We start from the raw sequence: 22,087 nt of genomic DNA, 5'->3' as shown, positions 1-22,087 counted from the left end.
GTTAGTCTTCCTTACTTTCACCGAAAAAGGCATTGTAGAGGGCTTTGATTGCTGCTTTCTCTTGGTCTTTATTGACAACGAACATAATAGAAACTTCACTAGAACCTTGCGACATCATCTGGATGTTGATCTTGTTTTCAGATAGAGCGCGTGTCGCAGTAGCAGTTACTCCGATATGGCTCTTCATCTTTTCACCAACAATCATAATGATAGAAAGGTCGTGTTCGATTTCTGCATGGTCTACTTCAGCCTTTTGAACCAACTGACGAAGGATTTCTTCTTCCTTGATAGGAGTTAGTTCGCGAGAACGGAGGATGATTGAAAGATCGTCGATACCTGTTGGCATATGTTCCCAACCGATGTTAAGATCTTCAAGGATTTGCAGAACCTTGCGTCCAAATCCCACCTCACGGTTCATGAGGTATTTAGACATGTTGATGCTGACAAAGCCAGAATCACCAGCAATTCCCACAACTGGGAATTCATCACTACTGTGTTTTAAAACAATACGAGTACCTGGATGGTCAGGATTGTTGGTATTCTTGATAACTAGAGGAATTTTTCCACGGTAGGCAGGTAGAAGAGCTTCATCATGAAGGACTGAGAATCCTGCATAGGCCAACTCACGCATTTCACGGTAGGTCAACTCAGGAATCGAGTGTGGTTGGTGGATAATACCAGGGTGGGCTGCAAAGATACCATCAACGTCTGTAAAGTTTTCATAGAGGTCGGCCTTAACACCTGCAGCAATGATAGAACCTGTAATATCAGAGCCTCCACGTGAGAAGGTACAGATTTGATTTTCCTTGGTAACCCCAAAGAAACCAGGAATGACAAGGACTTCATTTGCGTTTGTTAATTCTTCAATCTTGTCATAACTTGATGGAATGATGCGAGCATGGCCAGGTTCACTTGTGACCACAATACCAGCTTCTCGAGGGTGCACATAGCGTGCATCAATCCCATTTTGGTTAAAATAGGCAGCAATCAATTTAGCATTGTTATTTTCACCGGCTGCTAGAAAAGTGTCGTAGAGAAATTCATTTTCATCAATAGGAAGAGTGGCTAAGGCGCGAATGCTTTTGGAAATTTTTTCTAGCACAGCTGGTTTAAGACCTAGTTCACTAACCATCGCAGCATAGCGGTCGATAATCCAGTTTTGGCTCTTGCTAATATCGTTACCAGCAACATAGTCGCGGTAGTATTTAATCAAGGCATCCGTAACCTTAGTATCTTCAGCATTGCGTTTACCAGGCGCAGAAACGACTACAAAACGACGCTCTGAATCGCTTTTTACGATGTTTAAAACTTTTTCTAATTGACTAGCAGAGGCAAGAGAGCTACCTCCAAATTTAACAACCTTCATAAGAACTCCTAAAGTAAGTATTTTATACGATTATAGCAGAAAGAAAGTCTTTTTTCAATGAAGAAAATAAGATGCGTTCTAGTATAAAGCGAGCCTTTCTAATCGGCTGAGACACTTTCAGTTGATTTTTTCTTGCTTTCTGATTTTAAAAAAGATATACTTTGAAAATAAAATAATTTAACCAGCTTATAAAATAAAAAGGAGTTCAAATGGAACACATTATTTATCAGCTTGAAGAGGATTTGGCAATCCTTACCTTGAATCGTCCTGAGGTCGCGAATGGTTTTCATATTCCTATGTGTGAGGAGATTTTAGAAGCTCTGACTTTGGCAGAAGAGGATCCGGCTGTGCATTTTGTCTTAATCAACGCGAATGGCAAAGTCTTTTCAGTTGGGGGAGATTTAGTAGAGATGAAGCGGGCGGTGGATGAGGATGATATTCCATCATTGACAAAAATCGCAGAATTGGTCAATACTATTTCTTATAAAATCAAGCAAATTGCTAAACCTGTCTTGATGGAGGTTGATGGGGCTGTTGCAGGTGCCGCAGCAAATATGGCTGTTGCTGCAGATTTCTGTCTGGCAACGGATAAGGCTAAATTTATCCAAGCCTTTGTTGGAGTTGGCTTGGCTCCGGATGCAGGAGGAATTCATCTCTTGAGTCGAAGTATTGGTGTGACGCGTGCTGCTCAATTAGCCATGACAGGTGAGGCTTTGTCCGCAGAAAAAGCTCTGGAGTGGGGTCTTGTTTATCGGGTCTCTGAAGCTGATAAACTTGAAAAGACGAGAGAACAGCTTCTTAAAAAATTGAGACGCGGGTCAGCTAATTCCTATGCTGCCATCAAGAAGTTGGTTTGGGAGAGTCAATTTAAAGACTGGCAAGATTATGCTGCTTTAGAACTGAACCTACAGGAATCACTAGCGAAAACAGAGGATTTCAAAGAAGGAGTTCGGGCTCATTCGGAAAGAAGACGACCTAAATTTACAGGAAAATAAAAAAATACTTGCACCATTCTTTGAACTTTGATATAATTCTTTTGTCAAATGTTTTGATTCTAAAAGTTTTTTTGAAAAGGAGGGAAGGAAAGATTGGACTACCAACGAATTAATGAATACTTAACGTCTATATTTAACAATGTCCTCGTTATTGAGGAAGTTAGCTTGAGGGGTAGTCGTTTCAAGGATATCTCCATCAAAGAAATGCATACGATTGATGTGATTGGAAAAGTTCCAGATGTGACACCAAGTCAAGTGTCAAAAGAGTTGATGGTGACTCTTGGGACAGTTACAACTAGTTTGAATAATCTCGAACGCAAGGGTTACATTGAACGCATTCGTTCAGAACATGATCGACGTGTGGTACATCTGCATTTGACAAAGAAAGGTCGCTTGGTTCATAGGCTACATAAACGCTTCCACAAGGCCATGGTTGAAAAAATCATTGATGGTATGAGTAAGCAAGAAATTGAGGTTATGAGCAAAGGTTTGACTAATCTTTATCAATTTTTGGAGGATTTGAGATAATGGCTTTTGCAAAAATAAGCCAGGTTGCTCATTATGTGCCAGAGCAAGTGGTTACAAATCATGATTTGGCTCAGATTATGGATACCAATGATGAGTGGATTTCAAGTCGGACGGGAATACGACAAAGGCATATTTCAAGAACAGAATCTACTAGTGATTTGGCTACAGAGGTTGCTAAGAAACTGATGGCAAAAGCTGGAATCACAGGAGAGGAGTTGGATTTTATCATCCTAGCTACCATTACTCCAGATTCGATGATGCCCTCTACAGCTGCTCGTGTTCAAGCTAATATTGGTGCTAATAAGGCCTTTGCTTTTGACCTAACAGCAGCTTGCAGTGGATTTGTATTTGCTCTTTCAACTGCTGAAAAGTTTATCGCTTCTGGTCGCTTTCAAAAAGGCTTGGTGATTGGTAGTGAAACCCTCTCTAAAGCAGTCGATTGGTCAGACCGATCAACAGCTGTTTTGTTTGGAGATGGTGCTGGTGGAGTCTTGCTAGAAGCTAGCGAGAAAGAGCATTTCTTAGCTGAGAGTCTTAATAGCGATGGGAGTCGTAGCGAGTGTCTAACTTATGGACATTCAGCCTTGCATTCTCCGTTTTCAGATCAAGAAAATGCAGATTCATTTTTGAAGATGGATGGGCGCGCGGTCTTTGATTTTGCTATTCGGGATGTAGCCAAGTCTATCAAGCAGACTATTGATGAATCTCCTATAGAGGCGACAAACTTGGATTATCTGCTACTTCATCAGGCTAATGACCGTATTTTGGATAAAATGGCTAGAAAAATCGGTGTTAACCGAGATAAACTTCCAGCCAATATGATGGAATATGGGAACACCAGTGCAGCCAGTATCCCGATTTTACTTTCAGAGTGTGTAGAACAAGGCCTCATCCGTTTAGATGGTAGCCAGACTGTTCTACTATCAGGCTTCGGTGGAGGCTTGACATGGGGCACGCTCATTCTTACAATTTAGGTAATCATGTGGTGAACACATTGTTATAAAAAACTATTTATTTTAAAGGAGTCCTATCATGGCAGTATTTGAAAAAGTACAAGAAATTATCGTTGAAGAACTTGGAAAAGACGCATCAGAAGTAACACTTGAATCAACTTTTGATGATTTGGACGCAGATTCATTGGACTTGTTCCAAGTAATCTCAGAAATTGAAGATGCTTTTGATATCCAAATCGAAGCAGAAGATGACTTGAAAACAGTTGGTGACTTGGTTGCCTACGTTGAAGAGCAAACAAAATAAACAGAATATAAATAGAAGGAGTAGGGAAACCCGCTCCCTCTTGTTTAGGCAATAGTTTGATCGTCAAATTATGACGGTATCGAACTATTACGTAAGCAAGAAACGATGGAGGCACTATGAAAACACGTATTACAGAATTATTGAACATTGATTATCCTATTTTCCAAGGAGGAATGGCCTGGGTTGCTGATGGTGATTTGGCAGGAGCTGTTTCCAAGGCTGGAGGACTAGGGATTATCGGTGGGGGGAATGCCCCTAAAGAAGTTGTCAAGGCAAATATTGATAAAATCAAATCATTGACTGATAAACCCTTTGGTGTCAACATCATGCTCTTGTCTCCCTTCGTGGAAGATATTGTAGATCTCGTTATCGAGGAAGGGGTTAAGGTAGTTACAACAGGCGCAGGAAATCCAAGCAAATACATGGAACGTTTCCATGAAGCTGGTATTACGGTTATTCCTGTTGTACCAAGTGTTGCCCTAGCTAAACGCATGGAAAAAATCGGTGCGGATGCTGTTATTGCAGAAGGAATGGAGGCCGGGGGGCATATCGGTAAATTAACAACCATGACCTTGGTTCGCCAGGTTGCTGCTGCTGTATCTATTCCAGTTATTGCTGCAGGAGGGATTGCGGATGGTGAAGGTGTTGCAGCTGGCTTTATGCTAGGTGCAGAGGCTGTTCAGGTTGGAACTCGTTTTGTCGTTGCAAAAGAGTCTAATGCCCATCCAAATTATAAGGCGAAAATTTTAAAAGCTAGAGATATTGATACTACGATTTCAGCTCAACACTTTGGACATGCTGTTCGTGCGATTAAAAATCAGTTGACTCGTGATTTTGAACAAGCTGAAAAAGATGCTTTTAAACAAGAAAATCCAGATTTGGAAATTTTTGAACAAATGGGAGCAGGTGCTCTAGCCAAAGCGGTTGTTCACGGAGATGTGGATGGTGGATCTGTTATGGCAGGTCAAATTGCAGGCCTTGTTTCCAAAGAAGAAACCGTTGAAGAAATCCTAAAAGATTTGTATTACGGAGCAGCTAAGAAAATTCAAGAAGAAGCCTCTCGTTGGGCAGGAGTTGTAAGAAATGACTAAAACAGCCTTTTTATTTGCTGGTCAAGGTGCCCAGTATCTAGGTATGGGACGGGAACTCTATAATCAGTATCCGATTGTCAAAGAAACGATTGATCAAGCGAGTCAGGTACTCGGTTATGATTTGCGTTATCTTATTGATACAGAAGAAGAAAAACTCAATCAGACCCGCTATACGCAACCAGCTATTTTAGCAACTTCAGTTGCTATCTATCGTTTATTGCAAGAAAAGGGCTATCAACCTGATATAGTTGCTGGTTTGTCTCTTGGAGAATATTCTGCCTTGGTGGCCAGCGGTGCCTTGGATTTTGGAGAAGCGGTTGCTTTGGTTGCTAAGCGTGGCGCCTATATGGAAGAAGCGGCCCCTGCTGGTTCTGGCAAGATGGTAGCAGTTCTCAATACGCCAGTAGAGGTTATTGAAGAAGTCTGTCGAAAAGCTTCTGAACTTGGAGTAGTTACCCCAGCCAACTATAATACACCTGCACAAATCGTGATTGGTGGAGAAGTGGTAGCAGTTGATCGAGCTGTCGAACTCTTGCAGGAAGCAGGAGCTAAACGCTTGATTCCTCTTAAGGTTTCAGGACCTTTTCATACCGCTCTCCTTGAGCCTGCTAGCCAGAAACTAGCTGAAACTCTAGCTCAGGTAAGTTTTTCAGATTTTACTTGTCCCCTAGTCGGCAATACAGAAGCTGCTGTCATGAAAAAAGATGACATCGCTCAACTCTTGACGCGTCAGGTCAAGGAAGCAGTTCGTTTCTATGAAAGCATTGCGGTTATGCAAGAAGCAGGCGTAACCAACTTTATCGAGATTGGACCGGGGAAAGTCTTGTCAGGCTTTGTCAAAAAGATTGATAAGACAGCTAAACTAGCCAATGTTGAAGATCAGGCTAGCTTGGAAGCCTTGCTAGAAAACAAGTAATCCCTTCTCCCATAAATACAAGAGGAAACAGGAGAAAAGAATGCAACTAAAAAATAAAAATATCTTTATTACAGGTTCGAGTCGTGGGATTGGTCTTGCCATCGCCCACAAGTTTGCTCAAGCAGGAGCCAATATTGTCTTAAACAGTCGTGGTGCAATTTCAGAAGAATTGCTCGCTGAGTTTTCAAACTATGGTGTCAAGGTGGTTCCTATATCAGGAGACGTGTCCGATTTTGCAGACGCTAAGCGTATGGTTGATCAAGCTATTGCTGAGCTAGGTTCAGTAGATGTTTTGGTCAACAATGCAGGAATTACCCAAGATACCCTGATGCTCAAGATGACAGAAGCAGATTTTGAAAAAGTGCTCAAGGTTAACTTGACTGGTGCCTTTAACATGACACAATCAGTCTTGAAACCGATGATAAAAGCTAGAGAAGGTGCTATCATTAATATGTCTAGTGTTGTTGGTTTGATGGGGAATATCGGTCAAGCTAACTATGCAGCTTCTAAGGCTGGTTTGATTGGTTTTACCAAGTCTGTGGCGCGTGAAGTGGCCAATCGCAATATCAGGGTTAATGCTATTGCACCTGGAATGATTGAGTCCGATATGACAGCTGTTCTATCAGACAAGGTAAAAGATGCTATGCTGGCACAAATTCCTATGAAAGAATTTGGGCAGGCAGAGCAGGTTGCAGATTTAACAGTATTTTTAGCAGGCCAAGATTATCTAACTGGTCAAGTGGTTGCCATTGATGGTGGCTTAAGTATGTAGCAGAAGCTAGAGGTAAAAAAGATGAAACTAAATCGCGTAGTAGTAACAGGTTATGGAGTAACATCTCCAATCGGAAATACACCAGAAGAATTTTGGAATAGTTTGACAACTGGAAAAATCGGAATTGGTCAAATTACGAAATTTGATCATAGTGACTTTGATGTTCATAATGCAGCAGAAATCCAAGATTTTCCTTTTGATAAATACTTTGTAAAGAAAGATACCAATCGTTTTGATAACTATTCTTTATATGCCTTGTATGCGGCTCAAGAAGCTGTCAATCATGCCAATTTAGATGTAGAGGCTCTTGATAAAGATCGTTTTGGTGTTATTGTGGCCTCTGGTATTGGTGGAATCAAGGAAATTGAAGATCAAGTGCTTCGCCTAAATGACAAAGGACCAAAACGTTTGAAACCATTGACCCTTCCAAAAGCCTTGCCAAATATGGCTTCAGGAAATGTTGCTATGCGTTTTGGAGCAAACGGTGTTTGTAAATCGATCAATACTGCCTGCGCTTCATCAAATGACGCGATTGGTGATGCCTTCCGTTCAATTAAGTTTGGCTTCCAAGATGTCATGTTGGTAGGTGGGTCAGAAGCTTCTATTACACCTTTTGCTATTGCTGGTTTCCAAGCCCTGACAGCTCTCTCTACTACAGAGGATCCAACTCGTGCTTCCATTCCATTTGATAAGGACCGTAATGGTTTTGTCATGGGTGAAGGTTCAGGGATGTTGGTTCTTGAAAGTCTGGAACACGCTGAAAAACGTGGGGCTACTATCCTTGCTGAAGTGGTTGGTTACGGAAACACTTGTGATGCCTATCATATGACTTCCCCACATCCAGAAGGTCAGGGAGCTATCAAGGCTATCAAACTAGCCTTGGAAGAAGCTGAGATTTCTCCAGAGCAAGTAGCCTATGTCAATGCTCACGGAACGTCAACTCCTGCTAATGAAAAAGGAGAAAGTGGTGCGATCGTAGCTGTTCTTGGTAAGGAAGTACCTGTATCATCAACTAAGTCTTTCACCGGACATTTGCTGGGGGCTGCAGGTGCAGTAGAAGCTATCGTAACAATCGAGGCTATGCGTCATAACTTTGTACCAATGACAGCTGGAACAAGTGAAGTATCAGATTATATCGAAGCCAATGTCGTTTATGGACAAGGCTTGGAGCAAGAAATTCCATATGCTATTTCAAATACCTTTGGTTTTGGTGGCCACAATGCAGTTCTTGCTTTCAAACGTTGGGAGAATAAATAAGTATGAATTTAAACGATATTAAAGACTTGATGTCTCAATTTGACCAGTCAAGTTTGAGAGAATTTTCTTATAAAAATGGGACGGATGAGTTGCAGTTTAGCAAGAATGAAGCTAGACTTGTACCTGAAGTTGCAGCTCAAGTCGCTCCAGCGCCCGTTCTAGCAACACCAAGTCCAGTAGCGCTTTCATCTGCTCCAGCAGAAACTGTAGTGGAAGAAACTTCGGCGCCAGTAGAAGCAAGTGTGGCTGCTGAGGGAGATGTTGTAGAGAGCCCACTTGTTGGGGTGGCTTACTTGGCTGCTGGTCCAGATAAACCTGCCTTTGTAACAGTTGGTGATAGTGTTAAAAAAGGCCAAACATTGGTAATTATTGAAGCCATGAAAGTCATGAATGAAATCCCAGCTCCTAAGGATGGTGTGGTAACAGAAATTCTCGTTTCTAATGAAGAAATGGTTGAGTTTGGTAAAGGATTGGTACGTATCAAATGATCGATATTCAAGGAATCAAAGAAGCCCTTCCCCACCGTTATCCTATGCTCCTAGTGGACCGTGTGTTGGAAGTGAGCGAGGATACTATTGTTGCTATCAAAAATGTAACCATCAATGAGCCCTTCTTCAACGGTCATTTTCCTCAATACCCTGTCATGCCAGGTGTTCTGATTATGGAAGCCTTGGCGCAAACAGCTGGTGTCTTGGAGTTATCAAAACCTGAAAATAAGGGGAAACTGGTCTTTTACGCTGGTATGGACAAGGTTAAGTTCAAGAAGCAAGTTGTGCCTGGAGACCAATTGCTTATGACAGCGACTTTTGTCAAACGTCGTGGCACGATTGCTGTGGTTGAAGCAAAGGCTGAAGTGGATGGCAAGCTTGCAGCTAGTGGTACTCTTACCTTTGCAATAGGGAACTAAGGAGGTTCTCCATGTTTCGAAAAATTTTAATTGCCAATCGTGGTGAAATTGCGGTTCGTATTATCCGTGCGGCGCGTGAATTGGGCATTGCAACGGTGGCGGTTTATTCAACTGCTGATAAGGAAGCTCTTCATACGCTTTTGGCAGATGAAGCAGTTTGTATTGGCCCTGGTAAGCCAACAGAGTCTTATCTCAATATTAATGCGGTTCTATCAGCTGCAGTCTTGACTGAGGCGGAAGCCATTCACCCAGGTTTTGGATTTCTCAGTGAAAATTCCAAATTTGCAACCATGTGTGAAGAGGTAGGTATTAAGTTTATCGGCCCATCTGGTCATGTCATGGATATGATGGGAGACAAAATCAATGCGCGTGCTCAGATGATCAAAGCTGGTGTTCCAGTCATTCCAGGTTCAGATGGAGAAGTGCATAACTCTGAGGAAGCTTTGATTGTTGCTGAAAAAATTGGCTATCCTGTTATGCTCAAGGCTTCAGCAGGTGGAGGTGGTAAAGGGATTCGTAAGGTTGAAAAGCCAGAAGATCTCGTTTCCGCCTTTGATACTGCTTCAAGTGAAGCCAAGGCCAATTATGGCAATGGTGCTATGTACATAGAGCGGGTTATTTATCCAGCTCGCCATATTGAGGTTCAAATCCTAGGAGATGAACACGGAAATGTGATTCACTTGGGTGAACGAGATTGTTCTCTTCAACGGAATAATCAAAAGGTTTTGGAAGAAAGCCCTTCAATTGCAATCGGAAAAACGTTGCGTCATAAAATCGGTGCGGCTGCTGTTCGAGCTGCAGAGTCTGTTGGCTATGAGAATGCAGGGACCATTGAGTTTCTGCTTGATGAAGCAAGTGGCAATTTCTATTTCATGGAAATGAATACACGTGTTCAGGTAGAGCATCCAGTAACAGAGTTTGTTTCAGGTGTGGATATCGTTAAGGAACAGATTCGCATTGCGGCAGGTCAGCCTCTGTCTGTTAAGCAAGAAGATATTGTTCTACGTGGGCATGCTATCGAGTGTCGGATCAATGCAGAAAATCCAGCCTTCAACTTTGCTCCTAGTCCAGGTAAGATTACCAATCTCTATCTGCCAAGTGGTGGAGTTGGCTTGCGCGTGGATTCAGCAGTTTATCCAGGCTATACCATTCCACCTTATTATGATAGTATGATTGCCAAAATCATCGTACACGGCGAAAATCGTTTTGACGCCTTGATGAAAATGCAACGTGCCCTCTATGAATTAGAGATTGAAGGGGTGCAGACCAATGCAGATTTCCAGCTTGACCTTATTTCAGATCGCAATGTCATTGCTGGAGATTACGATACTTCCTTCTTGATGGAAACCTTTTTACCCAAATATCAAGAAAAAGAATAAAATGACTTCAAGAGTTTAAACCGAAAAGGGGAATCAATGGCTCTATTTAGTAAAAAAGATAAGTATATTCGAATCAATCCCAATCGTTCGGTTAGGGAAAAACCTCAAGCCAAGCCAGAGGTTCCAGATGAATTATTCTCTCAGTGTCCAGGTTGTAAGCATACCATCTATCAGAAGGATCTGGGAAGTGAGCGCATCTGTCCACATTGTAGCTATACCTTTCGTATTTCTGCCCAAGAACGCTTGGCTTTGACGATTGATATGGGAACCTTCAAGGAATTGTTTACAGGGATTGAGAGCAAGGATCCCTTGCATTTCCCTGGTTATCAAAAGAAACTAGCAACTATGCGTGAAAAAACAGGTCTGGATGAAGCCGTTGTGACAGGAACAGCTCTTATAAAAGGTCAGACTGTGGCTCTTGGGATTATGGATTCCAACTTTATCATGGCTTCTATGGGTACGGTTGTAGGGGAAAAAATCACTCGTTTGTTTGAGTATGCGACGGTTGAACAATTACCAGTTGTTCTCTTCACAGCCTCTGGTGGGGCCCGTATGCAGGAAGGAATCATGAGTCTCATGCAGATGGCCAAGATCTCTGCAGCGGTTAAACGCCATTCAAATGCAGGCCTCTTTTACCTTACCATTTTGACTGATCCAACGACAGGTGGTGTGACAGCTTCTTTCGCTATGGAAGGCGATATCATTTTGGCTGAACCACAGAGTTTGGTTGGTTTTGCAGGGCGTCGTGTGATTGAAAACACGGTTCGTGAAAGCTTGCCTGAGGATTTCCAAAAGGCAGAATTTCTACTTGAGCATGGCTTTGTGGATGCTATCGTTAAAAGAAGAGATTTGCCAGATACGATTGCAAGCCTAGTCAGATTGCACGGAGGGGGTCCTAGATGAATATTGCAAAAATAGTCAGAGAAGCGCGTGAGCAGAGTCGCTTGACAACCTTGGACTTTGCTGCAGGCATTTTTGATGACTTTATCCAATTACACGGTGACCGTTCTTTTCGTGACGATGGTGCAGTTGTTGGTGGTATTGGCTGGCTTGGAGAGCAAGCTGTAACAGTGGTTGGTATCCAAAAAGGCAAGAGTTTACAAGATAACCTTAAACGGAATTTTGGTCAACCGCATCCAGAAGGTTACCGCAAGGCCCTACGGTTGATGAAACAGGCTGAAAAGTTTGGCCGTCCAGTAGTGACCTTTATCAACACAGCAGGTGCCTATCCTGGTGTCGGAGCAGAAGAACGCGGACAGGGAGAAGCTATTGCTCGCAATCTCATGGAAATGAGTGATTTGAAAGTTCCTATTATTGCTATCATTATCGGTGAAGGTGGTTCTGGTGGGGCTCTGGCTCTAGCAGTCGCAGACCGTGTTTGGATGCTGGAAAATTCTATCTATGCCATTCTCAGTCCAGAAGGTTTTGCTTCCATTCTATGGAAAGATGGCAGTCGTGCCATGGAAGCGGCAGAACTGATGAAAATCACTTCGCATGAACTGTTAGAAATGGACGTGGTGGACAAGGTGATTTCTGAAGCAGGACTTTCTAGTAAAGAACTGATTAAGAGTGTCAAAAAAGAACTCCAAACGGAACTAGCTTTACTGTCACAAAAAACGTTCGAGGAGTTGTTGGAAGAACGTTACCAACGATTTAGAAAATACTAAAAATGACTAAATGAGGCTAGAAAGGTCTCATTTTTTTAGAAAAATGCAGTTCAGACCGAAAAATTGACAGTTGAGGAGATGGACTATAAAATAGATAAAAAAGATGTATACTGTAGATGTAAGCTTACAAAAATTTATTTTAAGGAGGTACTTGATAGGACAGGTACAGATACATTTACAGTTCTTTCATCTGAGAACTTAGAGGAAACTTCAGGTGGTGGCATGATTTGGTTGGTTGATGATTATTATTGGAGTTGGCCTTATGCTTATAGCATTGCAACTGACTCGAGTATAATACTGAATCATGCGACTAGACGTGCTAATGGTATTGGCTACTGATAAATTAAAGGGGTAAGTATGAAAAAACTAGGGCATTTGGGAGTCTTTACATCACTGGTATTTCTATCGGTTTATCTACCAGAGTTAGGGGTAGTGCAAATCACTAAGTTTTTAGGATGGGGGATAGATGGCTATTTTATCTTTTTAACAGTTGAATTAACAGCTCTTTTGCTATTATTTATCTACTGGCTCAAAAAGAAAGAGATGCTCTATATTTTTGAGAAAAAGGGTTCAAAGAAGTCAAGATTCTTTTACCTTGTAGTTGGTCTAGTGGCTACTTATTTTGATCGTCAATTGGTGGATGCTTTTCAGTTACAGTATCATTATTTAGTTGATAACAAGTATATTTTTCAAAAGCTACTTTCTATCCTTTATTCAAATGGACAACCAACTTTTCTATCAACTGTTCTTAGTTTTATTTTAACAGTAGTTGTCGCACCTATATTGGAGGAACTGATTCATAGAGGGTATTTTATGAATACCTTTTTCCACCAGTCCAAGTACTATCTGGATGTTATTCTATCTGCTCTTATCTTTGGACTTAGTCATTTGATCCTAACTCACCGAGATCCTATCAGTTTGATTATTTATAGTTTAGGCGGTCTCTTCTATGCCCTAGTATATCGGTGGACAAAGAACTTAAAAATCACCATCCTGTGCCATAGTTTTTTCAACTTTCTCATTTATGCAAAACCCATCTGGATTTTTGTTTATAATTATGTCTATTATCACTTTTTAAGATAGTGGAAGCAAAGAAAACAGTGTTTGATATCTGTCAAACACTGTTTTCTATCTACTATTCTTCAGTTACAAATTGACTAAGCAGTCCGTTGATAAAGCGGGCTGATTTTTGATCTGAAAAATTCTTGGCAAGTTCAATGGCTTCATTGACTGCTACTAGTTGAGGTGTATCAAATGATGTGATTTCAAAGATTCCTAAGCGTAGTAAGTTTTTTTCGACCAAGGTCAAGCGTTCAACTGTCCATCCTGACTTGAGGTGCTGGTTGATTTGTTTATCCAACTCGTCTTTTTGAGCTTGAATGCCAGAAACCAAGTTTAGAAGAAAGGCAGGGATTTGCACATCTGCATCTTCACGGTCATGCGTGTAAGCAAAGCGACAAGCTGTTTCCATATCTGTGCCGAATTCAAGGCTCATAAGAGCTTGAAAAGCGCATTTACGAAGTTCACGTCTAGATTCTAATAATGGACTAGTCATTGAGGAAGTCCTCGTTAAATAGATCTTTCAACTCAGGTTTTGGTGTTTTATCTGGAACGATTCCTGCAACATGGATGTTAACAGCAGCAAGTTCCACATCAGCCATATCTCGGACAGCATCTTTTACTGCTTTTTGAATAGCAAGAGCCACTTTTGGTACTTTTATACCGTACTCAAGGTAGAGATAGATGTCAGCAGTTAGCTCTTCATTGTTTTCTTTTAAGTAGACGCCGCGACCAAGAGAGAGTTTTGATAGGGTATCGGATACGGATTTATTTGAAAATGAGTGGACACCATCAACTTTAGCAGTTGCGATGGCAATGATTTTTTCAAGTACACGTGGAGCGATAACGATTTCGCCAAATTGTTCTTCAATTCCCATAGAATGACCTCTTTCTAGAGATTAGGCACGAGAAACGTAAGTTCCTTCTGCAGTGTTGATGATCAATTTTTGTCCAGCTTCGATGAAGTCTGGAACGTTGACAACAAGTCCAGTTTCCATAGTTGCTGGTTTACCAGAACCTGTAACAGTAGCACCTTTGATAGATGGTTGTGTTTCAGCGACTGTCAATTCAACAGTAGTTGGTACAGTTACACCGATTACTTCAGTTCCGTAGAATTGGATTTTCACATCAGAGTTTTCAAGGATGTAAAGCAATTCATTTTCAACGTTTACGACTGGGATTTCGTATTGGTCGTAAGTTTCAGTGTTCATGAAGTAGGCAGTTTCATCCATTTTATACAAGTATTGAGCTGGAACAGTTTCGATAATAGCTTGTTCGAATTTTTCTTCTGGACGGTAGCTTGTATCAAATGTAGAACCAGTACGGACATCACGTAATTTCATACGCATGATCGTGTTCCCTTTACCTGGTTTGTGGTGGCTAGCTTCCAAAACGCGGATCAATTTTCCGTCTGCAGTTTCAAATGTCATACCAGCTTTCAATTTGCTTGCTTCAATCATGTTTTTACCTCTTTAATAAATATTATTACTCTTCATTTTACCATAAAATCTTCTGGAAATAAAGCCAAAATAGTTAATGGGATTTGGTAGGAGCGAAAAAAACCAACCTCAGGGCTGGTTTCTTTTACGTGTTAATCTTCTTTCAACTTCGCTAATTCCTGGGCAAAGACTTGGTGGATAATTGGAATCAAGACAGCTGGATATGAAATTTGGACCATACCTGCTTTTTCAACGTATTCATGCGCGCCACCGCCATTTTTAGCCAGGTGGACAAAGACTTTCTTGGTCGTAGCTGAGCTCTTCAAGAAGGATATGGGATTGAGGCTATTGAAAAGGTAGATCTCTTAATTTGAATGATTATTAAACTATATTATAATCTTTAAAAATTATCTAAGATATACTTGTCGTTATTTACTAGCAGTTATCTTCTTTATGGAATGATGTTCAATGAGCCACCCTACAATCCACCCCGTCGCTAGCAAGTAATTTTCGAAAGCACCGATAGCATTTACAGGAGAATGATACTCCATAAAATTGACTAAGTGATTTGTTCCTATTCCGATCCCACCGAAGATGAGAGTGAGAAGCACGATTCGTAGATAGAACCAATCGTACTTAATATTGACACCGAGAATAAGAATCAATACAGCTAGGTTCCATATTCCAATTTCTCGTTGCCAACCAGCTGAGATTCCGTACCCGGAGTGACTTCCCATGTATGATGGAAAGAAAATTTGTAGTATAGAAGCGCCTAGCATAGCGATGATGACTAAAACAAATAGCAATCGTAAAAATTTGTTCATTTTTTCTTCTTTCTAAAATAGAAAAAGGTATATAAAAAGTCTGTTATTCATCTTCTTTCAACTTCGCTAATTCTTGTGCAAGAAGTTTAAGGGCAACTTGTGGGTTGGCTTGGCCTTTAGTTGCTTTCATAAGGAAGCCTGTGAAGGCCTTATCTGCGTTACGTTTACCTGACTTGAAGTCGGCAACTGCGGCTTCGTTATCGGTAAAGACTTGGTGGATAATTGGAATCAAGACAGCTGGGTCTGAGATTTGGACCATACCTGCTTTTTCAACGTATTCACGCGCGCCTCCGCCATTTTTAGCCAGGTGGACAAAGACTTTCTTGGCAATCTTAGAAGAGATAGTACCGTCTTCGATGATGGCAATCATTTCAACCAAGTTTTCTGGTGTCAATTCGATTTGTTCCAGTGTCTTGCCTTCTGCGTTCAAGAACTGAGCGACTTCCCCTTGGAGCCAGTTAGAGACTTGTTTGGCATCGCCACCGAGGGCAACAGCTTTTTCAAAGAAGTCAGAAGTGACTTTGTTTGCGGTTAACTGGCTAGCATCGTAGTCTGACAAACCAAGTTGAGATACGTAGCGAGCTCGGCGTTCTTTTGGAAACTCTGGTAACTCTGTACGCATTTCCTCAATCCACTCGTCTGAGATTTCAAAGAGTGGTAGGTCTGGTTCTGGGAAGTAGCGGTAGTCAGCAGCGCCTTCCTTGACACGCATGAGGATAGTTGCTTTGTTAGCCTCATCGTAACGACGTGTTTCTTGGCGGATTTGACCACCTGAGCGAAGGATTTCAGCTTGACGTTGAACTTCGTATTCAAGACCTTTGCGAACATTTGAGAAGGAGTTGAGGTTCTTCAACTCAGTCTTGGTGCCGAATTTTTCTTGACCATACGGACGAAGAGAGATATTGGCATCCACACGCATAGAACCTTCTTCCATCTTAACGTCAGAAATACCAGCGTACTGGATAACTTCCTTGAGGGCTGTTAGATAAGCATAGGCTTCTTCAGGAGAACGCATGTCAGCTTCAGATACAATCTCAATTAATGGCACCCCTTGGCGGTTGAGGTCAACGTAAGAGTAGCCATCTGTACCGTGGGTGTTTTTACCAGCGTCTTCCTCTAGGTGGGCACGTTCGATACCGATTTTCTTAGTCGTACCGTCTTCTAGCTCGACTTCAATCCATCCATTGTAACCAATTGGTTCATCAAACTGAGAAATTTGGTAGGCTTTGGGATTATCAGGATAGAAGTAATTCTTGCGGTCAAAGTGCATCTTTTTGTGGATGTCCATATTGAGGGCAAGAGCAGCTTTGATACCGGCATCAACAACACCTTTATTGAGAACTGGCAGAACTCCTGGGAAAGACCAGTCAATCACGTTAGTGTTGGCATTTTGGTCATTTCCGAAGTGGGCAGAAGTAGGTGAGAAGATTTTTGAATTGGTGTTGAGCTCTACGTGGACTTCAAGTCCGATGACTGTTTCAAAGTTCATTAGTTATCACCTCCAAAAATCACGGGTTGTTGTTTGTGGTAGTCTGTTGTTGCCTCAAAAGCAGCAGCAGCTTGGTAAATGGTTTCCTCAGAGTACTTAGGACCAATCAATTGCAGACCAACAGGTAGACCTTGAGAGAATCCAGCAGGAATCGAAATCCCTGGAAGACCTGCCAAGTTGACTGGGATGGTCAAAAGGTCAGCCAAGTACATGGCAACTGGGTCATGGTTGAGTGAGTCCAAGTCATAAGCAACACTAGGAGCAGTTGGTCCCAAAATCAAGTCATAATCCGCAAAGACTTTTTCGAAATCTTGAATGATGAGTGTACGAACCTGACCAGCTTTCTTATAGTAGGCGTCATAGTAACCTGATGAAAGGCTGAAAGTACCCAGCATGATACGGCGTTTCACCTCTTCACCGAAACCTTGGCTACGGCTGTTTACATAGATTTCATCAAGGTTTGTCGCATCCTCTGCACGATAGCCGTAACGGATACCGTCAAAGCGTTGCAAGTTTGATGAAGCTTCTGATGAAGCGATGATGTAGTAAACTGCCACACCGTATTTAGAGTGAGGAAGGCTGACTTCTTCAACGATAGCACCAAGTTTTTCAAAGTGCTTAGCAGCATTCAGAATGGTTTCCTTAACCTCTGGGTCAATCCCTTCGCCTAGGTATTCCTTAGGTAAAGCAATTTTCATACCCTTGATGTCTTGACCGATTTTTGAAGTAAAGTCGGCAATGCGGACAGGGGCAGAAGTAGAGTCTTTGGCATCTTCGCTGGCAATCGCATTGAGCAAGAGGGCATTTTCCCTAACAGTAGGAGCAAAAGGTCCAATCTGGTCTAATGAGCTACCAAAGGCAATGAGACCGAAACGTGAAACTGTTCCGTAGGTTGGTTTGAGACCAACAATCCCGTTAAAGGCAGCAGGTTGGCGGATAGAACCACCAGTATCAGAACCAAGTGATAAGCGGACTTGCCCTGACGCTACAGCTGCGGCCGAACCACTTGATGAACCACCAGGAACCTTGCTGTGGTCCCAAGCGTTTTTAGTTGCTCCGTAGTGAGAAGTTTCACCTGAACCACCCATGGCAAATTCGTCCATGTTGGTCTTTCCGACGACAATCATGCCTTTCGCTTTTGCATTGGAAACGGCTGTCGCATCAAAAATAGGCTCATAGTTGTAGAGCATTTTTGAAGCAGCAGTTGTGAGAATACCATCAGTAGAGATGTTATCCTTAACTGCAAGTGGAATTCCTGAGAGGGCATTATCAGCATCGATTCCTGCTTCATCAATAGCTTTAGCTTGCGCAAGGGCTTGCTCCTCAGCGATGGTAACAAAAGCGTTGATAGCTGTCTCGCGAGATTGGATATCTTCAAGCGTTGCTTGGGTCAATTCAGTTGCTGAAATTTCCTTAGAGACAAGGAGGTTGTGCAAGTCTTCAATAGTTTTGTTATTAAAAGTCATTAGGCATCTCCTCCATCGTCTAGGATAGCTGGTACCTTGATATAGTAGTTGTCTTTTTCAGGTACGTTTTTAAACAAGCGATCGCGGTCGGTTCCTTCTTCAGCCACATCAGGGCGGAGTACGGTCTTACGGTCAGCCATAGTCGTAGTAGGTGCGACACCAGTTGTGTCAACTTCGCCCAGCAATTCAACCATGTCAACAATTTTAGACAAGGTTGTCGCAAAGGCAGCAGTTTCTTCTTCAGAGAATCTTAATTTTGAAAGATTGGCAACGTGTGTTACCTCTTCTTGCGTAATTTTCATCTTGCATCCTTTCGTGAAATGATGATTTTTAGTCTGTTCTATTTTACCATATTTTCCTATAAATAAGGGAGGGGGAAGTGAAAAGAAATAGAAATTGAAAAAAATGGCAAAATCCGATATAATGGAGTGTTGAAAGGAATGGTAAAATCCAATGTAGAAATCATTCTTAGCTATTGGAACAAGAAAAATAGAGAATCAAAGAAAGAGAACTTATGAATATTCAAGAAGAAATTAAGAAACGTCGTACCTTTGCCATCATCTCCCATCCGGACGCGGGGAAAACAACCATCACTGAGCAGTTGCTCTACTTTGGGGGCGAGATTCGTGAGGCTGGTACCGTAAAAGGAAAGAAAACAGGGACTTTTGCCAAGTCTGACTGGATGGATATCGAGAAGCAACGTGGGATTTCGGTGACTTCATCTGTGATGCAGTTTGACTATGATGGCAAGCGTGTGAATATCCTCGACACGCCAGGGCATGAGGACTTTTCAGAAGATACCTATCGTACCTTGATGGCGGTGGATGCTGCAGTTATGGTTGTGGATTCTGCCAAGGGTATCGAGGCCCAAACCAAGAAATTGTTTGAAGTTGTCAAACACCGTGGAATTCCGGTCTTTACCTTTATGAATAAGCTGGACCGTGACGGTCGTGAGCCACTGGACCTCTTGCAAGAATTGGAAGAAGTCTTGGGCATTGCTAGCTATCCGATGAACTGGCCTATTGGGATGGGGAAAGCCTTCGAAGGGCTCTATGACCTCTATAACCAACGCTTGGAGCTCTACAAAGGGGATGAGCGTTTTGCCAGTCTAGAAGACGGGGACAAACTCTTTGGTAGCAATCCTTTCTACGAGCAAGTCAAGGATGATATTGAACTTTTAAATGAAGCTGGGAATGAGTTTTCAGAGGAAGCTATTCTGGCTGGAGAATTGACACCTGTCTTCTTCGGTTCAGCTTTGACAAACTTTGGTGTGCAGACCTTCCTTGAAACCTTCCTTAAGTTTGCTCCGGAACCTCATGGTCATAAGAAAACAGATGGTGAAATTGTGGATCCTTATGATAAAGATTTCTCAGGATTTGTCTTTAAAATCCAAGCCAATATGGACCCTCGTCACCGTGACCGTATTGCCTTTGTACGTATCGTATCGGGTGAATTTGAACGTGGTATGAGTGTCAACCTGCCTCGTACTGGTAAGGGTGCTAAACTTTCGAATGTTACTCAGTTTATGGCGGAAAGTCGTGAGAATGTGACCAATGCCGTGGCAGGTGATATTATCGGGGTTTACGATACAGGTACATATCAAGTTGGGGATACCTTGACAGTTGGGAAAAACAAGTTTGAATTTGAACCACTGCCAACCTTTACACCTGAGATTTTCATGAAAGTTTCTGCTAAGAATGTCATGAAGCAGAAATCCTTCCACAAGGGGATTGAGCAATTGGTGCAAGAAGGTGCCATTCAGCTTTATAAGAATTACCAAACAGGCGAGTATATGCTAGGCGCTGTAGGTCAACTCCAGTTTGAAGTCTTTAAACACCGCATGGAAGGCGAGTACAATGCGGAAGTAGTCATGAGCCCAATGGGTAAAAAGACCGTTCGTTGGATCAAGCCCGAGGACTTGGATGAACGGATGTCATCAAGCCGAAATATCTTGGCCAAAGACCGTTTCGATCAGCCAGTCTTCCTCTTTGAAAATGACTTTGCCCTCCGCTGGTTTGCGGACAAGTATCCAGATGTAGAGTTAGAGGAGAAGATGTAAATCGTTACAAATGACTAGCAACATAAAGTTGCTGTCATTTGACGGTAACCGCTATGGCGGCTTACCTAAACGCTTCACTAGGAAAAATCCACGAATATTATCGATTCGTGGATTTTTCCGTCGTAACTGGTAGGAAGTAGTCTAGCTAACTGCCTTACTAACTACGTTTGGCAAATAGAATCGATTTGCTAAACTCCGTGTCGTAGTTCAGTAAATGTATTTGATTGTGTAACAATCTAAGTAACTAACGCCAAGTTTCTATGGAACTTGGCTGGGCGCTCCACTAGTAAAGTTTTACGAATATTGTCGCTTCGTAAAACTCAGTGTCGTAATCTAATAATAGGTAACCGCTATGACGGTCTACCTAAACGCTTCACTAGTAAAAGTCCGCGAATGATATTGATTCATGGATTTTTCCGTCGTAATGGTAAGGAAGCGGTAACTGTTTTACTAACTCCGTTTGCAAATAGACTCGATTTGCAAAACTCCGTGTAGTGGATAATAATACTGCAAACTTTGCAGTATTTTATCTCAGCATTCTATAAAAAGATGTTGAATATTAAGCCTTATTTATTTTACTATTAACCTTTATGGTGATAACTTACAAATAAAAGAAAACTTCAGATATTCACCTTTTGTGATTGGTCTGAAGTTTTCTTTTTTACTGTCCATATTTTTGGTAAAAGTCAACTTTTACTTGGATGAAGGTTTTGGCTTCACGTAGTAGTTGGAGGAGCGTGACGCGGGTTTCAAATTCTTCTCTTGTCTTGGGCAGACTGCGGTTACGGAAGACTTCCAGATAACGTTCAATTTCATCTAGCAAATCAGAAGCAGGATTGGTCTGGCTCAGTTGACCGGCAATTTTTGAAAAGAGTTGGGCCAAAATTAGGCTTTCACTGGCAGCTAGGTGACAGGTGTTGATTTGCTGGGCCATATTTCGCAGGATACGACTTTGTCGCTGTCTCATTTCAAAATAGTGGATATGGTAGTCGGTTTGGTGAAAGAGGTGGTCAGAGTGATCCAAATAGACTAGTCTGAGTGCCTCTTCCAAAAGGGTGTCCAATTCTTCAACCAGCTGTGCTCGGTTGCGTCCATCCCCTCTGGATAAATAATATTTGAAGCGCTGGAGGATATCTTTTAACTTTTCTTCTACTAATGTGTGGTAATGCTGGATGTCCTCTTCTCGTGAAGGCATGTAGAGATTAACAAGCAAGGCAAATCCAGTACCGATAGCAAAGAGAAGGAATTCGTTGACTAGGAGTTCTGGAGAGGTTGACTCTTGCACCAAGAGATGGCTAACCAACACGCTACTTGGTGTGATGCCAATTTCCCAGCCCATCTTGTAGGCTAGAGGCACATAGAGGGCTAGATAGAGGCCAAGGCTCCAGATATGAAATCCGCTCAAGTGAAAAGCCAAAACACCGATAGCTAGAGCTAGAAGCATGGAAAAGAGTCGATTGCGGGCCAGTTTTAAGGTACTTCTACGAGTATCGGATAGGCTCAAGAGGGCGATGATTCCAGCCGAGACAGCTGAGGAGAGATTGAGAAAATAAGCAAGAAGGCAGGCAAGACAGGTAGCTAAGATGAGCTTGGTCGTACGTTGGCTAATAGACATA

The 22,087-nt window shown here is 42.1% G+C and carries 25 protein-coding genes and 1 pseudogene; 16 read left to right on the top strand and 10 right to left on the bottom strand.

Translation table 11 applies throughout. The annotated features are described in order from the left end of the window. Position 1: 1 nt before the first annotated feature. A complete protein-coding gene (locus tag M1G05_RS05585) occupies positions 2-1,366 on the bottom strand; it encodes an aspartate kinase (RefSeq protein WP_045612220.1) in 1,365 nt (454 codons plus the stop codon). 209 nt (positions 1,367-1,575) lie between these two features. Between M1G05_RS05585 and M1G05_RS05580 the strand changes: the two genes are divergently transcribed. The 15 genes from M1G05_RS05580 to M1G05_RS05515 all read left to right on the top strand — a co-directional run bounded on the left by M1G05_RS05580 (position 1,576) and on the right by M1G05_RS05515 (position 13,218). Further along, positions 1,576-2,361 carry an enoyl-CoA hydratase gene (locus M1G05_RS05580; RefSeq protein WP_045612219.1) on the top strand — a complete coding sequence of 262 codons (786 nt, stop codon included), beginning with the start codon at positions 1,576-1,578 and terminating at the stop codon, positions 2,359-2,361. Between the two features lie 93 nt (positions 2,362-2,454). Then, positions 2,455-2,889, top strand: a complete 435-nt coding sequence (fabT, locus tag M1G05_RS05575; RefSeq protein ID WP_000386355.1) for a fatty acid biosynthesis transcriptional regulator FabT — start codon at positions 2,455-2,457, stop codon at positions 2,887-2,889. After that, a complete protein-coding gene (locus tag M1G05_RS05570; protein WP_247953302.1) occupies positions 2,889-3,863 on the top strand; it encodes a beta-ketoacyl-ACP synthase III in 975 nt (324 codons plus the stop codon). The genes fabT and M1G05_RS05570 overlap by 1 nt, the downstream gene beginning before the upstream one ends. A 58-nt stretch (positions 3,864-3,921) precedes the next feature. Next, on the top strand, positions 3,922-4,146 hold the full coding sequence (locus M1G05_RS05565; protein ID WP_000257838.1) for an acyl carrier protein: 225 nt from the start codon (positions 3,922-3,924) through the stop codon (positions 4,144-4,146). A gap of 116 nt (positions 4,147-4,262) precedes the next feature. Continuing rightward, a complete protein-coding gene (gene fabK, locus M1G05_RS05560; protein ID WP_045612217.1) occupies positions 4,263-5,237 on the top strand; it encodes an enoyl-[acyl-carrier-protein] reductase FabK in 975 nt (324 codons plus the stop codon). After that, positions 5,230-6,153, top strand: a complete 924-nt coding sequence (gene fabD, locus M1G05_RS05555; RefSeq protein WP_247953301.1) for an ACP S-malonyltransferase — start codon at positions 5,230-5,232, stop codon at positions 6,151-6,153. The genes fabK and fabD overlap by 8 nt, the downstream gene beginning before the upstream one ends. A gap of 40 nt (positions 6,154-6,193) precedes the next feature. Further along, positions 6,194-6,925 carry a 3-oxoacyl-[acyl-carrier-protein] reductase gene (gene fabG, locus M1G05_RS05550; RefSeq protein ID WP_049544788.1) on the top strand — a complete coding sequence of 244 codons (732 nt, stop codon included), beginning with the start codon at positions 6,194-6,196 and terminating at the stop codon, positions 6,923-6,925. Between the two features lie 21 nt (positions 6,926-6,946). Continuing rightward, positions 6,947-8,182, top strand: a complete 1,236-nt coding sequence (gene fabF / locus M1G05_RS05545; RefSeq protein ID WP_049544789.1) for a beta-ketoacyl-ACP synthase II — start codon at positions 6,947-6,949, stop codon at positions 8,180-8,182. 2 nt (positions 8,183-8,184) lie between these two features. Next, positions 8,185-8,670 carry an acetyl-CoA carboxylase biotin carboxyl carrier protein gene (gene accB / locus M1G05_RS05540; RefSeq protein ID WP_247953300.1) on the top strand — a complete coding sequence of 162 codons (486 nt, stop codon included), beginning with the start codon at positions 8,185-8,187 and terminating at the stop codon, positions 8,668-8,670. After that, positions 8,667-9,089, top strand: coding sequence for a 3-hydroxyacyl-ACP dehydratase FabZ (gene fabZ, locus M1G05_RS05535; protein ID WP_000565509.1), 423 nt, complete (start codon positions 8,667-8,669; stop codon positions 9,087-9,089). Before accB ends, fabZ begins: the two co-directional genes overlap by 4 nt. An 11-nt stretch (positions 9,090-9,100) precedes the next feature. After that, entirely contained in the window at positions 9,101-10,468 is a 1,368-nt protein-coding gene (locus M1G05_RS05530; protein WP_247953299.1) for an acetyl-CoA carboxylase biotin carboxylase subunit, read from the top strand. A gap of 36 nt (positions 10,469-10,504) precedes the next feature. Then, positions 10,505-11,371, top strand: a complete 867-nt coding sequence (accD, locus tag M1G05_RS05525) for an acetyl-CoA carboxylase, carboxyltransferase subunit beta (protein WP_084864839.1) — start codon at positions 10,505-10,507, stop codon at positions 11,369-11,371. Beyond that, positions 11,368-12,135 (top strand): acetyl-CoA carboxylase carboxyl transferase subunit alpha, encoded by a 768-nt coding sequence (locus M1G05_RS05520; protein ID WP_153199178.1) that lies wholly within the window; start codon positions 11,368-11,370, stop codon positions 12,133-12,135. Before accD ends, M1G05_RS05520 begins: the two co-directional genes overlap by 4 nt. A gap of 132 nt (positions 12,136-12,267) precedes the next feature. Beyond that, positions 12,268-12,474: a hypothetical protein gene (locus M1G05_RS10095; protein WP_419991961.1), complete on the top strand. Its 207-nt coding sequence runs from the start codon at positions 12,268-12,270 to the stop codon at positions 12,472-12,474. 18 nt (positions 12,475-12,492) lie between these two features. Beyond that, a complete protein-coding gene (locus M1G05_RS05515; RefSeq protein ID WP_247953298.1) occupies positions 12,493-13,218 on the top strand; it encodes a CPBP family intramembrane glutamic endopeptidase in 726 nt (241 codons plus the stop codon). 52 nt (positions 13,219-13,270) lie between these two features. On the opposite strand, the gene nusB is transcribed toward M1G05_RS05515, so the two are convergent. The 8 genes and pseudogenes from nusB to gatC form a co-directional block, all read right to left on the bottom strand. Beyond that, positions 13,271-13,690 carry a transcription antitermination factor NusB gene (gene nusB, locus M1G05_RS05510; protein WP_247953297.1) on the bottom strand — a complete coding sequence of 140 codons (420 nt, stop codon included), beginning with the start codon at positions 13,688-13,690 and terminating at the stop codon, positions 13,271-13,273. After that, positions 13,683-14,072, bottom strand: a complete 390-nt coding sequence (locus M1G05_RS05505; RefSeq protein ID WP_247953296.1) for an Asp23/Gls24 family envelope stress response protein — start codon at positions 14,070-14,072, stop codon at positions 13,683-13,685. The genes nusB and M1G05_RS05505 overlap by 8 nt, the downstream gene beginning before the upstream one ends. Positions 14,073-14,093: 21 nt before the next feature. Beyond that, complete coding sequence (gene efp / locus M1G05_RS05500; protein WP_000568643.1) at positions 14,094-14,654, bottom strand: elongation factor P; 561 nt, start codon at positions 14,652-14,654, stop codon at positions 14,094-14,096. A gap of 137 nt (positions 14,655-14,791) precedes the next feature. After that, a pseudogene (locus M1G05_RS05495) lies at positions 14,792-14,953 on the bottom strand (GatB/YqeY domain-containing protein); the annotation flags it as partial. A 108-nt stretch (positions 14,954-15,061) separates the two neighbouring features. After that, positions 15,062-15,457 carry a hypothetical protein gene (locus M1G05_RS05490; protein WP_001032001.1) on the bottom strand — a complete coding sequence of 132 codons (396 nt, stop codon included), beginning with the start codon at positions 15,455-15,457 and terminating at the stop codon, positions 15,062-15,064. Between the two features lie 43 nt (positions 15,458-15,500). Continuing rightward, complete coding sequence (gene gatB / locus M1G05_RS05485; protein WP_153209151.1) at positions 15,501-16,946, bottom strand: Asp-tRNA(Asn)/Glu-tRNA(Gln) amidotransferase subunit GatB; 1,446 nt, start codon at positions 16,944-16,946, stop codon at positions 15,501-15,503. Beyond that, positions 16,946-18,412 carry an Asp-tRNA(Asn)/Glu-tRNA(Gln) amidotransferase subunit GatA gene (gatA, locus tag M1G05_RS05480; protein WP_247953295.1) on the bottom strand — a complete coding sequence of 489 codons (1,467 nt, stop codon included), beginning with the start codon at positions 18,410-18,412 and terminating at the stop codon, positions 16,946-16,948. The genes gatB and gatA overlap by 1 nt, the downstream gene beginning before the upstream one ends. Continuing rightward, a complete protein-coding gene (gene gatC, locus M1G05_RS05475) occupies positions 18,412-18,714 on the bottom strand; it encodes an Asp-tRNA(Asn)/Glu-tRNA(Gln) amidotransferase subunit GatC (protein WP_000705419.1) in 303 nt (100 codons plus the stop codon). Before gatC ends, gatA begins: the two co-directional genes overlap by 1 nt. A 212-nt stretch (positions 18,715-18,926) precedes the next feature. Here gatC and M1G05_RS05470 point away from each other — a divergent pair, with 212 nt between their 5' ends. Further along, positions 18,927-20,471 carry a peptide chain release factor 3 gene (locus tag M1G05_RS05470; protein WP_001025437.1) on the top strand — a complete coding sequence of 515 codons (1,545 nt, stop codon included), beginning with the start codon at positions 18,927-18,929 and terminating at the stop codon, positions 20,469-20,471. A 661-nt stretch (positions 20,472-21,132) separates the two neighbouring features. Here the strand turns inward: M1G05_RS05470 and M1G05_RS05465 are convergent. Further along, entirely contained in the window at positions 21,133-22,086 is a 954-nt protein-coding gene (locus tag M1G05_RS05465) for an aromatic acid exporter family protein (protein ID WP_247953294.1), read from the bottom strand. Position 22,087: the final 1 nt, after the last annotated feature.

This window comes from Streptococcus mitis (assembly GCF_023109515.1).
Lineage (GTDB): Bacteria > Bacillota > Bacilli > Lactobacillales > Streptococcaceae > Streptococcus > Streptococcus mitis_CS.
The sequence above is the reverse complement of the archived record's forward strand: the minus strand, read 5'-3'. Positions and strand labels throughout refer to the sequence as shown.

What these genes read in the sequence shown, in the direction of transcription:
- fabD (WP_247953301.1), top strand. Translation starts at nt 5,230, where the DNA reads ATGACTAAAACAGCCTTTTTATTTGCTGGTCAAGGTGCCCAGTATCTA.
- M1G05_RS05505 (WP_247953296.1), bottom strand. Translation starts at nt 14,072, where the DNA reads ATGGGAATTGAAGAACAATTTGGCGAAATCGTTATCGCTCCACGTGTA.
- gatB (WP_153209151.1), bottom strand. Translation starts at nt 16,946, where the DNA reads ATGAACTTTGAAACAGTCATCGGACTTGAAGTCCACGTAGAGCTCAAC.
- M1G05_RS05470 (WP_001025437.1), top strand. Translation starts at nt 18,927, where the DNA reads ATGAATATTCAAGAAGAAATTAAGAAACGTCGTACCTTTGCCATCATC.
- accD (WP_084864839.1), top strand. Translation starts at nt 10,505, where the DNA reads ATGGCTCTATTTAGTAAAAAAGATAAGTATATTCGAATCAATCCCAAT.
- fabF (WP_049544789.1), top strand. Translation starts at nt 6,947, where the DNA reads ATGAAACTAAATCGCGTAGTAGTAACAGGTTATGGAGTAACATCTCCA.
- accB (WP_247953300.1), top strand. Translation starts at nt 8,185, where the DNA reads ATGAATTTAAACGATATTAAAGACTTGATGTCTCAATTTGACCAGTCA.
- M1G05_RS05515 (WP_247953298.1), top strand. Translation starts at nt 12,493, where the DNA reads ATGAAAAAACTAGGGCATTTGGGAGTCTTTACATCACTGGTATTTCTA.
- gatA (WP_247953295.1), bottom strand. Translation starts at nt 18,412, where the DNA reads ATGACTTTTAATAACAAAACTATTGAAGACTTGCACAACCTCCTTGTC.
- fabK (WP_045612217.1), top strand. Translation starts at nt 4,263, where the DNA reads ATGAAAACACGTATTACAGAATTATTGAACATTGATTATCCTATTTTC.
- M1G05_RS05520 (WP_153199178.1), top strand. Translation starts at nt 11,368, where the DNA reads ATGAATATTGCAAAAATAGTCAGAGAAGCGCGTGAGCAGAGTCGCTTG.
- gatC (WP_000705419.1), bottom strand. Translation starts at nt 18,714, where the DNA reads ATGAAAATTACGCAAGAAGAGGTAACACACGTTGCCAATCTTTCAAAA.
- fabG (WP_049544788.1), top strand. Translation starts at nt 6,194, where the DNA reads ATGCAACTAAAAAATAAAAATATCTTTATTACAGGTTCGAGTCGTGGG.
- fabZ (WP_000565509.1), top strand. Translation starts at nt 8,667, where the DNA reads ATGATCGATATTCAAGGAATCAAAGAAGCCCTTCCCCACCGTTATCCT.
- M1G05_RS05585 (WP_045612220.1), bottom strand. Translation starts at nt 1,366, where the DNA reads ATGAAGGTTGTTAAATTTGGAGGTAGCTCTCTTGCCTCTGCTAGTCAA.
- M1G05_RS05490 (WP_001032001.1), bottom strand. Translation starts at nt 15,457, where the DNA reads ATGAACAAATTTTTACGATTGCTATTTGTTTTAGTCATCATCGCTATG.
- M1G05_RS05465 (WP_247953294.1), bottom strand. Translation starts at nt 22,086, where the DNA reads ATGTCTATTAGCCAACGTACGACCAAGCTCATCTTAGCTACCTGTCTT.
- nusB (WP_247953297.1), bottom strand. Translation starts at nt 13,690, where the DNA reads ATGACTAGTCCATTATTAGAATCTAGACGTGAACTTCGTAAATGCGCT.
- M1G05_RS05580 (WP_045612219.1), top strand. Translation starts at nt 1,576, where the DNA reads ATGGAACACATTATTTATCAGCTTGAAGAGGATTTGGCAATCCTTACC.
- M1G05_RS05570 (WP_247953302.1), top strand. Translation starts at nt 2,889, where the DNA reads ATGGCTTTTGCAAAAATAAGCCAGGTTGCTCATTATGTGCCAGAGCAA.
- M1G05_RS05530 (WP_247953299.1), top strand. Translation starts at nt 9,101, where the DNA reads ATGTTTCGAAAAATTTTAATTGCCAATCGTGGTGAAATTGCGGTTCGT.
- M1G05_RS05565 (WP_000257838.1), top strand. Translation starts at nt 3,922, where the DNA reads ATGGCAGTATTTGAAAAAGTACAAGAAATTATCGTTGAAGAACTTGGA.
- efp (WP_000568643.1), bottom strand. Translation starts at nt 14,654, where the DNA reads ATGATTGAAGCAAGCAAATTGAAAGCTGGTATGACATTTGAAACTGCA.